Here is a 381-nt window from a genome sequence, read left to right on the forward strand (position 1 = left end):
TGGTGGAGGAGGCCGGGTTCTCGGTGAAGAACCCGGTGAAGGCGACGATCATGATCCCCACCGGCGGGACCGGGCAGATGCTGTCCCTGCCGATCAACGAGTTCGTCCAGCAGAGCTGGGCCGAGGTCGGCATCCAGGTCGAGTTCAAGACGGTGGAGCTGGAGGTGGCCTACACGGCCTGGCGCCAGGGCGCGGCGGATCCGGGCCTCAAGGGCGTCACCGCCGGCAACATCGCCTACGTCACCTCGGATCCGTTCTACGCGATCCTGCGTTTCTACGATTCGAAGCAGATCGCGCCGAGCGGCGTGAACTGGAGCCACTACCGCAATCCCGAGGTCGACGCCCTGTGCGACAAGGTGAAGGCGAGCCTGGACCCCGAGG

At 66.1% G+C, this 381-nt stretch carries 1 protein-coding gene; it reads left to right on the top strand.

The window, feature by feature from the left end; genetic code table 11:
• Nucleotides 1-381: hypothetical protein (locus NBZ85_RS32075; RefSeq protein WP_498041299.1), on the top strand; the 381-nt coding region annotated here is incomplete at both ends.

It is taken from the genome of Frankia tisae, from assembly GCF_025403405.1.
Classification (GTDB): Bacteria; Actinomycetota; Actinomycetes; order Frankiales; family Frankiaceae; genus Frankia; species Frankia tisai.